This window comes from Dorea acetigenes (assembly GCF_025567385.1).
GTDB lineage: Bacteria > Bacillota > Clostridia > Lachnospirales > Lachnospiraceae > Claveliimonas > Claveliimonas acetigenes.
In genome coordinates, this window is record NZ_JAOQJU010000022.1 from 38,054 (window position 1) to 51,204 (window position 13,151).

Genomic DNA, 13,151 nt, shown 5'->3' on the forward strand with positions numbered 1-13,151 from the left:
ATTTTCCATGGGACTATTATACCGCAAGTTTCCGGCAGAGTAAATGGATTTTTATTTCACCATTCTCGGAAATGTAATCGTTACACGGAACAGGTCGCCGTCCAGATACAGTTCAAACTTACCGCCCTGCATCATTGTCAGACTCTTGGCAATGGAAAGCCCAAGGCCGCTGCCTTCTGTACTTCTGGACACATCCCCCCGGACAAACCGCTCTGTCAGTTCATCTGCCTCGATATTCAGTGGCTGTTCCGATACATTTTTCAGTGAAAATTTCACTTCTGTCTGTGTCACTCTCAGATCTGCGTAAATACGTGTCCCTTCCATAGCATATTTTGCCGCATTGTTGTAAATATTTTCCAGAACTCTCCACATTCTGCGTCCGTCTACCCGGATGACCGCTTCTTCCTCAGGAAGGCTTACGATTTCTTTCAGGTTCCGGCTCTGGAATTTCTCCGCAAACTCTCCACTGACCTGCTGAATCATTTCCACCAGATTAATATTGGTGTATTCCAATGAAATATTGCCGGAGCTTACCTTTGACGCTTCTACCACATCCTCCGTCAATGTCTTAAGGCGCTGTGTCTTTGCTTCCAGGACATCCAAGTAGCCTTGTATTTTAGGATCTGTAAAGTTCTCCTTTTTCAGCAGATAAATATAATTGATAATCGAGGTAAGCGGTGTCTTAATATCATGAGCCACATTGGTAATCAGGTCTGTCTTAAGCCGTTCATTCTTCATGCTGGCTTCTACCGCCGCATCCAGGCCCTCTCCAATCGTATTCACCCTCTCTGCAATCTCGAGCTGTTCTCCGTAAAGCCCCTGGAGCGGGATCTGGTAATCTACTTCTCCGCCGGCAATCCGCATAATCCCCGTCCGGATGCGTTTTCTCCCAATCACTCTGCGCATCAGATAGACAAAAGCCAATATCTCCGCTGCAAACATTAAGAAGACGAACATGCCATTCCCGCCAAGCGCAAACCAATGAAGCAGTATAAATCCACCATACAAAAGCACAATTTTCCATACAGAGTGGATGTTACGGAACAGCTTCCTGAAGGAATGAATCAGCCATCGAAGCAGGCTGTCCTTCCAAAGTGACTTTGCCTTGATTCTCCGCACCAGGCTCAGATAACCGATCAGGAAGATAAGGCAGGTCAGCGCCGCGCAGACTCCTGCGACTATCACCTGTGCTATATCATAAGCCTGAATCCTATCCGCAGAATAATAAACCATGCCACTTGTGTCCGTCACCCAATCGCCGGATACGTATACCTCCGTTGTGGGCCAGATTGTGGCTAAGAGCATCATACACAAACACCAGGCTCCAATCACAAGCGCAGCCGCAATCTCTGTCTTCCAGCGGTCAAAAAAGTGAAGATGCAATTCATCATCTCCGGGGCTGCGCCCGGCAGCCGCCGTAAGCCATACCAGGATTACCAGCAGAAGCAGCCCGGAAACGCCTCCCAGAACCATCATCCGCCTCACCGTCGGCGCATACTCTTCATACCCGGCTGCCTGTGTATAATACGTATCCTGGATTGGGAACGCTGTGTCAACCTTCATGGCAAAAACAAAATTGTCATCTGTCCACGCCATATCTTTCACTACATCCACCCAATCCTTAGCTGAAATACCTTCCATATTGGAATCAAAATCTGCAAGCTTAGGCTTTACAATTACATATTTCCCGTCCGCCCGGATTTTTTCCAGATTCTTCTCCACATCATCATAAGACGTATATCCTGAGACGTTGGTATATACCTTTTTCTCCTCCTCGTCAACAAACAGGTAAGTGAGATTCGTATTTCCCTCCGTCCACTCATTTACGAACGTCTGATAACTGTTCACATCATTATAAATCCGCAAAGCGGAACTATGAATCATATCAAACGCTTCTGATAGCCTTCCATTCCACTTTTCGTTTGTATTCACAATTTCCAGAAGATTCTGCGCATCAAGCGGTTTATACTTCTCTTCTGTCCAATATCCGTCATAAGTCCAGCAGTTCACGTATTTCACTCTGCCTTCCTTATCCTGAACCATCTTAACTCCCAGGGATTCCCCATTATAGGACGAATCCTCCACCAGAATCCTGAGCGCTTCCGTTGACGTATAAGACGAATCTTCCATAACAAAGGATAGCTCACCATTCTCCAGAAGTGCCTTCAATTCATCATAATAGTAGTACTCATAGCTATTATCTGTTTTCTGACAAACAATAATCGGATTCTCTGTCTCGTCTTGTGTATACCCGCTTTCTACTCCGCCATCATTAATGGCCTCGCCCCAATTATTCAGGTCTTCAAGACGGTACGCAAGCCCGTTCGTATTTTCATTCGTGATGCGGTTATTATTAAAATATTCCTCCACATCTACAATTTTATCTCCGTCCAGTTGCCCCTCTGTCTCTATCTGCCGCTTCATCCCAAGCAGATGAAGAATCTCCATGCTTTCACTGTAAACTTTCTTTGAAAATCCTTCCGTATCCAGGTAATTTCCGGTTTTTTTGCCGGACAGCATATCTTCTGCCACATCCGGATAGGAAGCCATCCACAAAATGCTTATCACCAGAGTCGCTGAAAGGACATACGCGGCAACAATCAGAATCCCTTTTGCCAATCCTGATTTGTACCATTTGTTCATAAGCAGCTCCCTTCTAAAGCTTCTCCACCTTATATCCCACTCCCCAGACCACCTTCAAATAACGTGGCTCTTTTGGATTGATTTCAATCTTCTCCCGGATATGGCGAATATGTACCGCCACTGTATTATCTGCTCCAATGGCGTCCTCATTCCAGATACTTTCATAAATCTGTTCAATGGAGAATACTTTCCCTTGATTTTTTACTAATAACAACAGAATATTGTATTCGATCGGAGTGAGCTTCACCTTCTCACCGTCCACCGTAACCTCTTTCAGATCATCATTAATCAGCAGGCCGCCCGTCCCATACACCGCCTGGCCGCTTACATTAACTGTGCTTCCAAGCTGTGTGTATCTGCGCAGTTGGGACTTAACTCTTGCCACCAGTTCCAACGGGTTAAATGGTTTCGTTACGTAATCATCCGCTCCTACATTCAGCCCCAATATCTTATCTGCATCCTCTGATTTGGCAGATAGGATAATAATCGGCATATTGTTCTCCTCACGAATTTTAAGGGTTGCTCTGATCCCATCCAGCCTCGGCATCATAACATCTATCACCAGCAGGTCTACCTTCTCGTCCTTCAGAACTTTAAGCGCCTCCTGCCCGTCATATGCCTTAAGCACCGTATAGCCCTCCTGGGTAAGATATATATCGATTGCCTCCACTATCTCTTTATCGTCATCACATACTAATATTTTGGACATTTTCATCACCTCCCTTATACTATACAAGAATACCAGAGATTTTTTAAGAGGAAGCAGGGGAATTTATTAAGAAAATTTTAATTCGCATCCGCCCTCCCCTCAGCGTCATACCCGTATTCTTTCATCGCTTTGCAAAATGCATATACCAGCTCTTTTTTTAATTTTTCCGTCACCGCTATCCCTCTGGATTGTACATATCTCGACGAGTCTTCGCTAAATATAAACACAACCGGTCCGAAGATTTTATATTCTTCAATTGTCTCTGCGCAATACTGCGCTTCCTTCTTTGCCATATCCGGTGTGCAGGCATAAGAATGCCAATATACGCCAAACGGTTCTCCCCGGCGGGTGCATTCCTCCGCTTTCTTGCGAAACTGTACATCAATCTCCCCGGCTCCGTATCCCGCCCACAGCATTACAACCCTGTTCTTTTCCTGAATACTCATATCTACACCCCAAAATATTCTTAATATAGTATATTACATTTTAAAAATTCTGTTCTTACCCCCTGGTCTTAATCCATAGATTTCTGTCGAAAAATGTCGATATATTTTAATTTATATTTCTTTCGGTTTATGATATGTTCAGGATTCTACGTTAAGAAAGGAAATCGATTATGAGAGAAATTGAACATCTGATACGCTCTCTAGGAATTGGCGCCACATATCGCGGCTATAAGTATCTCTGTTATGCTATTTCTTTATGCCTTGAAAATGAAGACTATCTGTTAGGTATCAGTAAGCTTTTGTATCCTACAATTGCCAATACCTTTCAGACCACTCCCAGCAGTGTGGAAAGAGATTTGCGCACGGTCATCAACGTCTGCTGGGAAAGAGGGAATCGTTCCTTATTAACCACCATCGCCATGTATCCACTGGAAACAAAACCCACTACCGGAGAATTTCTTGATATTCTTATTGGTCATCTTCAGCACAGCAGCCTTGTATAAATTCACTCTCCCCCACATATTCTCCATTTAAGTCCGGTTTTTGTTTTTCTTAATCTTTACTTAAGAGATTTTCTTTTTCTTTTATAGATTTAACATATTTTAGACACATTTATCTATTATACTAAAGTCAGATAGTTGATAGAGATTCAACTATCACCCCCTCATAAAGTAAACACCGATGATTATTCTTTCGGTGTCACACTTTACTCTCATTCCTTTAGATAACTATAAAACACAAGAACCCCCGCGCCTAGCCAACGCGGGGGTTCTTCTGTACGGACTTATTCCGTCTCTTCTCCAACCAGCGGTACAGGTCAAACATCACCTGTGCCCTGTCGGTTTCATTCAAGATTTCATGCCTGTCACCCGGATACAGTTTCATCTGCACGTCCTGCATCCCGGCATCTGCATATTTTTTGTACACCTTCCGGACTCCTTTTCCAAAATCTCCCACCGGATCCTCTTCTCCGGCAACGAAAAATACCGGAAGTGTCTTTGGAATTTTTTCCATGCTTCTTTTTCCTGTCAGGGTCTTCATTCCGGCAAACATATGATAATAGCCGTTGACTGTAAAAGTAAAGCTGCACAGAGGATCACTCTCGTAGGCTTTCCGAAGCTCCGCATCAGATGTTATCCACTCTTTCTTGCTCTCTCCCCTCTCAAACTTCTTATTAAAACCGCCCATCCCTAGGCTGTCTACCAGGCTGCTCCGGTATTTCCATCCCCGGAAAGCGGCAATTACTTTACAGAGCATCTGTCCTGCCGTCAATATTCCTGCGCTCTTATATCCGGTTCCCATAATAATAGCTCCACTAAGCTCGCCTCCATGCAGCGTAAGATACTGCCTCAGCAGAAAGGAGCCCATACTGTGTCCCATCATAAAATAAGGAACACCAGGATACTTCTGCATCGTCTCCTCCTGCAGTCGGCGGATATCTTCAATCACGCATTGATTTCCATTTTTCTCATGAAAAAATCCATATTCTTCTTCGCTCTGAACCGACTTTCCATGGCCCAGGTGATCGTTACCCACTACATAATATCCTTTTTCAGCCAGGAACGAGGCAAACCTGTCATATCTTTCCACATATTCAACCATTCCATGGCAAATCTGCAGAATTGCCTTCACTTCCCGTTCAGGAATCCACTCCACTGCATGAATCTGTGTAACGGCATCGCTGGATGGATAGTAAAATTCACTCTTCATTCCTTTTCCTCCCATACAGGTATCTGCCGTTATCTGTCTTCTATCTTCACATATTCTCTATGTGGGGCAAGAGGTTTATATGCCGGACGAATAATCTTATCTACATTCTTAAGCTCCTCCAGCCGGTGTGCGCTCCACCCTACAATACGCGCTGCGGCAAAAATCGGCGTGTACAATTCTTTCGGCAGATTCAACATACTGTATACCAATCCGCTGTAGAAATCTACATTCGCATTTACGCCTTTATAAATCTTACGCTTCTCTCCGATAACTTCCGGAGCCAGATGCTCTACCGTCTCATAAAGCTGATACTCTTTTTCACAGCCTTTTTCCTTGGCAAGCTGTTTTACAAACTTCTTGAAAATGTCTGCCCTTGGGTCAGACACCGAATAAATCGCATGACCCATTCCGTAGATTAGGCCCTTCTGGTCAAACGCCTTTTTATCCAGCAAATCATACAGATATTGCCTGACCTCATCCTTATCTTCCCAGTCCTTTACCTTTTCTTTCATATCGTCAAACATCTGCGTCACCTTAATATTAGCGCCGCCATGCTTCGGTCCTTTCAATGATGCCATCGCCGCTGCAATGGTAGAATATGTATCCGTCCCCGAAGAAGTAACAACATGTGTGGTAAAAGTAGAATTATTACCGCCGCCGTGATCCATATGGAGTACAAGCGCCATATCCAGGATCTTCGCCTCAAGCTTCGTATACTTCCGATCTTCTCTCAGCATCATAAGGATATTCTCTGCCGTAGAAAGCTCCGGCAAAGGAGCATAGATAAACAAATCATCCCCATGTCTATAATTATAAGCATGATATCCGTACACCATCAGCATCGGGAACTGACTGATCAGGTTCAGACACTGGCGCAGTACATTCGGAATGGAGGTGTCGTCCGCCTTTGAATCATAGGAATACAGATTCAAGATAGAGCGCGACAAACTGTTCATCATATCACGGCTGGGGGCTTTCATAATGACGTCACGTACGAAGTTAGGCGGCAGGGTACGTCTTTCCACCAACGTCTCATGAAAACCTGCCAGCTCACTTGCTGACGGAAGTTCACCGAATAATAAAAGATAAGCGATCTCTTCAAAACCATAGTGTTCTTCTCTCAGGAATCCTTCCACCAAATCCTTGATGTTATACCCTCTGTAGTAAAGATTACCGGCACACGGAACTTCCTCGCCGTTCACAATCTTCTTTGCACAGACGTCCGAAATATTGGTAAGTCCTGCAAGGACTCCTTTACCATTTAAATCACGAAGTCCTCTCTTCACCTCATATTTGGTGTATAATTCCTTTTCAATCGCATTATTTTTCTCGCAAAGCGCTGCCAGTCTCTGAATCTCCGGCGTGTTCTCAAATAATGCTCTCTGTACTGATGCCATAAGCATTCTCCTTTCTTTTCAGTCTCATCGGTTACTCACGCATTTTCCGGCTGATACTGTTGCAAAGCGCCGCAAATTCTTCCAGCGACAATGCTTCTCCCCGGATACTCGCCCCTCTTCCCAATTCCTCTATACACTCCATGATGACCTCTTTCGGAACATCCAGTTCCGGAGAGTTCTTCAGGCCGTTCGCCAGCGTCTTCCTTCTCTGATTAAAAGATGCCCGAATCAGCCGGAATAAAAGCTTCTCATCCTCCACTTCCACCGGAGGCTTTTTATGGCTTGTCAGCCGGATGACCGCCGACCCCACCTTCGGTCTTGGCATAAAACAATTAGGAGGAACATTTGCCACAATGTAAGGTTCGGCATAATACTGAACTGCCAATGACAGTGCGCCGTAGTCCTTACTTCCGGGTTCCTCCTGCATACGGTCTGCCACTTCCTTCTGTACCATAACCGTAATGCTTTCAATGGGGACATGATTTTCATACAGCCCCATAATAATCGGCGTCGTAATATAATAGGGAAGATTTGCAACCACCTTAATCGGCTTTCCTTCATTCTCCTCTTCTACCAGTTTTCTGATGTCGAGTTTCAGCACATCATCATTAATAATTGTTACATTATAATAGGAAGAAAGAGTATCCGAAAGAATCGGAATCAAAGCCTTATCAATCTCTACCGCAATTACCTTCCCGGCCGCCTGCGCCAAATACTGCGTCATAGTTCCAATGCCGGGGCCAATCTCTAACACACAGTCATCCTCTGTAATCCCCGCTGCCCGGATAATCTTATCCAGCACATGTGTATCTATCAGAAAATTTTGTCCATACTTCTTCTGGAAAGAAAAATTGTATTTCTTCAATACCTCTATCGTATTCTGTGGAATTCCCAGCGTAGGTTCTGCCATATATAATCACCTTCACTCTCTCGCGTATACTACAGCCGGTACATCCGTCTTGCATTCTGCTCCGTCTGCGCTACCACTTCTTCATAGGTTATCCCTTTAATTTCCGCAATCTTTTGTGCCACATAGACGAGATTCAGGGAGGAATTCCGCTTCCCCCGGTTCGGTTCCGGCGCAAGGTAAGGGCTGTCCGTCTCCAACAGAATAGACTCCAACGGAACCTTCTCTACCACTTCCTTCATCTTCCTGGCATTCTTAAATGTCACCACGCCGCCGATGCCGATATAATATCCCATCTTCACGTATTCCTCTGCCATCTCGCCGGAATAGGAAAAACAATGAATTACACCGTCCAGTCCCTGTCCGTACTGCTTCATAATCTCCATAGTATCTGCTGCCGCATCTCTGCTGTGAATTAAAACAGGCAGATCCAGCTCTCTGGCAAGATTAAGCTGGCGGACGAACCATTCCTTCTGCAAATCATGGGATTCATTGTCCCAGTAATAATCCAGGCCAATCTCTCCCACTGCAACCACTCTGGGATTAGAGAACAACTCCTTCATCCTGGCAAATGTCTCTTCATTCAAGGCTCCCACCTCATCAGGATGAACTCCCACCGCCGCATATACGAACGGATACTTCTCTGCCAGCTTCACAACCTTTTCGCAAGACTCATAAGACGCGCTTACATTCACGATGGTTCCTACGCCGCCTGCCTCCATAGACAAAAGCAAGTCCTCCCGGTCTATATCAAATTGTTCGTCATCATAATGCGCATGTGTCTCGAAAATCATAAAAAATACCCCTGCAAAAGTGAAATTACAAGAATTATACCACAATTTATTTATAAATTATAGTTATGATAGATTAAATTTTTATGAAGCGTTTATAAACAGACAGGGCGGAAAGTTCTCGTCCCTCCGCCCAACTGAACTATTTTCATCAGAATCGGATCGTTTTTAACAGATTTCAGCCCCTGAAGGCATCTCTTTCTCCGGCGTCATCAATGCAAGATTGCCTTCTGCATCCTCTGCACAAAGCAACATGCCTTCTGACAGCACCCCGGCAAGCTTCGCGGGCTTTAAGTTCACAAGAACCATCACCTTCTTACCCACCATCTCTTCAGCGCTGTAATATTTCTTAATACCGGATACAATCTGCTTCACCTGGCTTCCGATTTTCACCTGGGAACACAGAAGTTTTTTTGATTTCTTCACTTCCTCACAGGCAATAATCTCTCCCACCTGGAACTGCATTTTCCCAAAATCATCAAAAGTAATTTCCGGTTTCGCTTCTATATCAATACCAACTTCTTCTTCCTTCTCCACTTCCAGTTCCTCTGCTGCCTGCGGGTGAAGTTCTTCCACCTTCTTCAGGACCTCCTCCATATCCAGTCTTGCAAAAAGAATCTCCGGTTTATCCGTCACTTTGCCATCACCAAGCTGGGCAAGGATTTTCGCAGACGTCTCCGGCATGAAAGCTTCCAAAAGCTCCGCGCCCACTTTGATGCTCTCAATCAGGTTATAAAGTACCGTCTCCAGACGGTCTCTTTTCTCTTCTTCCTTCGCAAGAGCCCATGGCATCGTTTCGTCGATATATTTATTACAGCGTTTAAATAAGGTGAAAATCTCGGTAATAGCATCCGCCACCCGAAGTTCGTCCATCTTAGTGCCGACCACCTTCGGAAGATTCTCTGCCACGCTCTTTAAATCTGCATCAACTTCCTCTGCCGCGCCTTTATCCGTTACCACGCCGCCAAAATATTTATTCGTCATGGAAATCGTACGGTTCACCAGATTCCCCAGTGTATTGGCAAGATCCGAATTAATCCGCTCTACAAGCAGTTCCCAGGAAATAACGCCGTCATTATCAAATGGCATCTCATGCAGCACAAAATACCGCACCGCATCCACTCCGAAGAAATCTACCAGCTCATCCGCATAAAGCACATTTCCCTTGGACTTGCTCATCTTACCATCACCCTGCAGAAGCCACGGATGCCCGAATACCTGCTTCGGCAGCGGAAGATCTAACGCCATCAGGAAAATCGGCCAGTAAATCGTATGGAAACGGATAATATCCTTCCCTATCAGATGCAGGTCTGCAGGCCAGTTCTTCTGAAACTGCTCCGTACCGTCCCCCTCTGCATCATATCCGATTCCGGTAATATAATTCGTCAGCGCGTCCAGCCACACATAGACTACATGTTTCGGATCAAAATCCACCGGAATTCCCCATTTAAAAGAAGTCCTGGATACACACAGATCCTGCAGTCCCGGAAGCAGGAAGTTGTTCATCATCTCATTCTTCCTGGATACAGGCTGAATAAATTCCGGATGTGCATGAATATGCTCAATCAGACGATCTGCATACTTGCTCATCTTGAAGAAGTACGCCTCTTCCTTCGCCGGCTGAACCTCACGTCCACAGTCAGGACATTTGCCATCCACAAGCTGTGACTCTGTAAAGAAGGATTCACACGGGGTACAGTACATACCCTCATAGTATCCTTTATAAATATCACCTTTTTCATACAGCTTCTTGAAAATCTTCTGAACCTGTCTTTCATGGTCTTCATCGGTAGTGCGGATAAACTTATCATAAGATGTATTCATCAGATCCCAGATTTCCTTCACCTGCCCCGCCACATTGTCCACATACTCTTTCGGCGTAATGCCGGCTTCCTCTGCCTTCAGCTCAATCTTCTGGCCATGTTCATCCGTCCCCGTCTGGAAAAACACGTCATATCCCTGCTGTCTTTTATAGCGCGCGATTGCATCCGCAAGTACAATCTCATAAGTATTTCCAATGTGCGGTTTCCCTGATGTATAAGCAATCGCTGTCGTAATGTAATATTTTTGTTTCTCAGCCATCTTTCCCTCTCCTTTTAAAAGCAAAAAAAATCCTCTCCGATTCCAAAGAACCAAAGAAGACGAGCCATCTCGTGTTACCACTTCTACTTCACTCCGCCCTCACGGGCAAAGCCTCAACAGGTACCGGAAAGTACCTTCCGCTGTAATGGGCGGTCCCATCATGAAGTAGCAAACTGTTCCTCCACGCTGCTCAGAAGCCATCTTCAGCCAGTCTCCCTTCATCCCTCTCAGCATCCCCGCCCGCATCAGTATCTATACCTCCCGGCTCCGGTTCAGGATCTCTCTGTAAAACTTCAACAAGCTTACTCTCTCCGTCATTGCTTTTGCTTTATTGATTGATTTTAAAAAATGGTATCACATATCCACTCTGCTTGTCAAGAAAGAACCCTCGTTTTCTTCTGTCATACCCCTCGTTTTCCACGCATAAATATAGACAAAACACTTCGAGGAAATTTATGCGAAAAAAAATATCCGCCGTTCTTCTCATTCTTCTATTTCTTGCTCTTGCCTTCTTCGCTGCCTGTTCCGGCTCTTCCCGGCAGGTCAACACAAGCTTCGATAACTTCACCAATGAGCTATTCCGTCAGGAAGTATCGGCAAATGCAATTACCGTGCATTACACATTGAAAGATCCGGAAGCATACGGGATCCACGATGTTCCTGAAACACTGGGAAGTTACTCCACCGATGGTTCCTCTGCCAGCGCTTCTGTTGAAAATTGCCTTGCCGCACTGAAAAAATTCCGATACGGCCTACTTTCCGACGAAAATAAGCTTACCTTTGACATCCTGGAAAATTATCTGGAAATCTCTCTGGCAGGAGTTCCCTATACGCTATACGATGAACCGTTAAGCCCCATGACAGGCACACAGTCCCAGCTTCCGGTCCTTCTTTCTGAATATCAGTTCTACCGGCCTGAAGATGTCGATACTTACCTTTCCCTATTGGAAAATATACCGGATTACATAGATTCTCTGATTACTTTTGAACAGGCAAAATCTGACGCCGGATTATTTATGGCATCCTATACTGCAGATACTATTATAAAAGAATGCAATTCCTTTATATTAACGGGAGACAGCAACTACCTCTATTCTACCTTCGAAAACCGGATTGAAGAAACCGAAGGCATTTCCCGTGAAGAAAAAGACCGTTACATCGCAAAAAATGAAGAATTGATAGAAACAGCAGTATTTCCCGCCTACACCAGACTAAAAGACGCCCTTACTTCTCTGCGCACGACAGGAAAGACTCCCAATGGGCTGTGCTATCTTCCCGATGGTTCCGGATATTATGAGTACCTGGTAAAAAGGGAAACCGGTTCTTCCAGAAGCATCACCGAACTTCAGGAACTGACCCGTGCCCAGATGGCAGAAGACCTGGCTGTCATGCAGGAAATTCTGATTTCTGACAATTATACAGAGGGAAGCATCTCCGCCTCGGCACAGCAGAGTCCTTCCTTTACCCTGGCAGATTCCAATCCTTCTGCGATTCTGCTGGAACTAAAAGGAAAACTTGACAATTCCTTTCCTGCGCCTCCGGAAGTGGCTACCCGGATAAAATACGTACAGAAAGAAATGGAAGAATACTTAAGTCCTGCATTTTATATGGTTCCTGCCATCGACAACACCAAAGAAAACGTCATCTACATCAACCAGGGGCATATTCCCGATGATCTCGATTTCTATACCACACTGGCACACGAAGGCTATCCCGGGCACCTCTATCAGACTACCTACTTTGCCAGTACGAACCCTGCTCCTTTGCGCAGCCTCTTAAATTTTGGCGGCTACACAGAAGGATGGGCGACTTACAGCGAGATGATGAGCTATTATTACACTTCTCTGGATAAGAATACTGCCACTTTGATGCAGCGCAATTCTTCTGTAATCCTGGGATTGTATGCACTGGCAGACATGGGGATCCACTATGACGGATGGACACTTTTGGACACCGTCTCCTTCTTCCATGAATACGGTATCCGTGATACAGAAACCATTGAGAACATTTATGATTTAATCATCGCAGACCCGGCAAACTATCTGAAATACTATATCGGATATGCCGAATTTCTGGACTTAAAGCGAGATGCAATTTCACAGAAAGGTGATGCCTTCGACCAAAAGGAATTCCATAAAGCCATACTGGATATCGGTCCCGCCCCCTTCAGTATCCTGCGAAAATATATTCTGTGCGACAGCGAATCCGGTGCTAAAATTATGTCAAAAAACCCGTAATTATCTTTCCTTTTTTACTGCATACCTTTACAATAAAACGCGAGTTGATTATGTAAAGCAATTTGGTGATATGTCAAGAGGAAAATGAAAAAGATTTTTTTGGAAAAGGGTAACTTTAATAGACCTACGGTCTAAAAGGAACGTAAGTTCGATATATGGTGTGGATTACCTACTCTTTTCCGGAGAGTAGAGTTGGCCCTTGTCCAGCAGACCGAAGAGCAGACGTATA

Annotated in this window: 11 protein-coding genes; 2 read left to right on the forward strand and 9 right to left on the reverse strand. The window is 44.9% G+C overall.

Annotation, left to right across the window (positions count from 1 at the left end; all coding sequences use genetic code 11):
• Positions 1 to 51 precede the first annotated feature (51 nt).
• From OCV99_RS13780 to OCV99_RS13790, 3 genes are all read right to left on the reverse strand, one after another.
• Positions 52 to 2,643, reverse strand: a complete 2,592-nt coding sequence (locus tag OCV99_RS13780) for a sensor histidine kinase (protein WP_158371333.1) — start codon at positions 2,641 to 2,643, stop codon at positions 52 to 54.
• Between the two features lie 13 nt (positions 2,644 to 2,656).
• A complete protein-coding gene (locus OCV99_RS13785; protein WP_158371335.1) occupies positions 2,657 to 3,352 on the reverse strand; it encodes a response regulator transcription factor in 696 nt (231 codons plus the stop codon).
• Positions 3,353 to 3,429: 77 nt separating this feature from the next.
• Positions 3,430 to 3,798, reverse strand: coding sequence for a glycoside hydrolase family 25 domain-containing protein (locus OCV99_RS13790; protein ID WP_158371336.1), 369 nt, complete (start codon positions 3,796 to 3,798; stop codon positions 3,430 to 3,432).
• Between the two features lie 170 nt (positions 3,799 to 3,968).
• Between OCV99_RS13790 and OCV99_RS13795 the strand changes: the two genes are divergently transcribed.
• The gene (locus OCV99_RS13795; RefSeq protein ID WP_158371338.1) at positions 3,969 to 4,301 is read left to right on the forward strand and encodes a sporulation initiation factor Spo0A C-terminal domain-containing protein; all 333 of its coding nucleotides are present in this window, start codon (positions 3,969 to 3,971) and stop codon (positions 4,299 to 4,301) included.
• A 250-nt stretch (positions 4,302 to 4,551) separates the two neighbouring features.
• Here the strand turns inward: OCV99_RS13795 and OCV99_RS13800 are convergent, their stop codons facing one another.
• The 6 genes from OCV99_RS13800 to OCV99_RS13825 all read right to left on the reverse strand — a co-directional run bounded on the left by OCV99_RS13800 (position 4,552) and on the right by OCV99_RS13825 (position 10,931).
• Complete coding sequence (locus OCV99_RS13800; protein WP_158371340.1) at positions 4,552 to 5,508, reverse strand: alpha/beta fold hydrolase; 957 nt, start codon at positions 5,506 to 5,508, stop codon at positions 4,552 to 4,554.
• A gap of 29 nt (positions 5,509 to 5,537) precedes the next feature.
• Entirely contained in the window at positions 5,538 to 6,905 is a 1,368-nt protein-coding gene (locus tag OCV99_RS13805; protein ID WP_158371342.1) for a citrate/2-methylcitrate synthase, read from the reverse strand.
• A 31-nt stretch (positions 6,906 to 6,936) separates the two neighbouring features.
• A complete protein-coding gene (rsmA, locus tag OCV99_RS13810) occupies positions 6,937 to 7,815 on the reverse strand; it encodes a 16S rRNA (adenine(1518)-N(6)/adenine(1519)-N(6))-dimethyltransferase RsmA (protein ID WP_158371344.1) in 879 nt (292 codons plus the stop codon).
• A gap of 29 nt (positions 7,816 to 7,844) precedes the next feature.
• A complete protein-coding gene (locus OCV99_RS13815; protein ID WP_158371345.1) occupies positions 7,845 to 8,606 on the reverse strand; it encodes a TatD family hydrolase in 762 nt (253 codons plus the stop codon).
• 165 nt (positions 8,607 to 8,771) lie between these two features.
• Entirely contained in the window at positions 8,772 to 10,739 is a 1,968-nt protein-coding gene (gene metG, locus OCV99_RS13820; RefSeq protein WP_158371354.1) for a methionine--tRNA ligase, read from the reverse strand.
• A 45-nt stretch (positions 10,740 to 10,784) separates the two neighbouring features.
• Entirely contained in the window at positions 10,785 to 10,931 is a 147-nt protein-coding gene (locus tag OCV99_RS13825; protein WP_227193404.1) for a hypothetical protein, read from the reverse strand.
• 209 nt (positions 10,932 to 11,140) lie between these two features.
• On the opposite strand from OCV99_RS13825, the gene OCV99_RS13830 reads away from it, so the two are divergent.
• A complete protein-coding gene (locus OCV99_RS13830; protein ID WP_158371347.1) occupies positions 11,141 to 12,922 on the forward strand; it encodes a DUF885 domain-containing protein in 1,782 nt (593 codons plus the stop codon).
• The last annotated feature ends 229 nt before the right edge of the window (positions 12,923 to 13,151 follow it).

Excerpts from the sequence above, each read along its gene's own strand:
- OCV99_RS13800 (WP_158371340.1), bottom strand. The coding sequence starts at position 5,508 with ATGAAGAGTGAATTTTACTATCCATCCAGCGATGCCGTTACACAGATT.
- OCV99_RS13815 (WP_158371345.1), bottom strand. The coding sequence starts at position 8,606 with ATGATTTTCGAGACACATGCGCATTATGATGACGAACAATTTGATATA.
- OCV99_RS13825 (WP_227193404.1), bottom strand. The coding sequence starts at position 10,931 with ATGCGGGCGGGGATGCTGAGAGGGATGAAGGGAGACTGGCTGAAGATG.
- OCV99_RS13785 (WP_158371335.1), bottom strand. The coding sequence starts at position 3,352 with ATGTCCAAAATATTAGTATGTGATGACGATAAAGAGATAGTGGAGGCA.
- rsmA (WP_158371344.1), bottom strand. The coding sequence starts at position 7,815 with ATGGCAGAACCTACGCTGGGAATTCCACAGAATACGATAGAGGTATTG.
- OCV99_RS13780 (WP_158371333.1), bottom strand. The coding sequence starts at position 2,643 with ATGAACAAATGGTACAAATCAGGATTGGCAAAAGGGATTCTGATTGTT.
- OCV99_RS13805 (WP_158371342.1), bottom strand. The coding sequence starts at position 6,905 with ATGGCATCAGTACAGAGAGCATTATTTGAGAACACGCCGGAGATTCAG.
- OCV99_RS13790 (WP_158371336.1), bottom strand. The coding sequence starts at position 3,798 with ATGAGTATTCAGGAAAAGAACAGGGTTGTAATGCTGTGGGCGGGATAC.
- OCV99_RS13830 (WP_158371347.1), top strand. The coding sequence starts at position 11,141 with ATGCGAAAAAAAATATCCGCCGTTCTTCTCATTCTTCTATTTCTTGCT.
- OCV99_RS13795 (WP_158371338.1), top strand. The coding sequence starts at position 3,969 with ATGAGAGAAATTGAACATCTGATACGCTCTCTAGGAATTGGCGCCACA.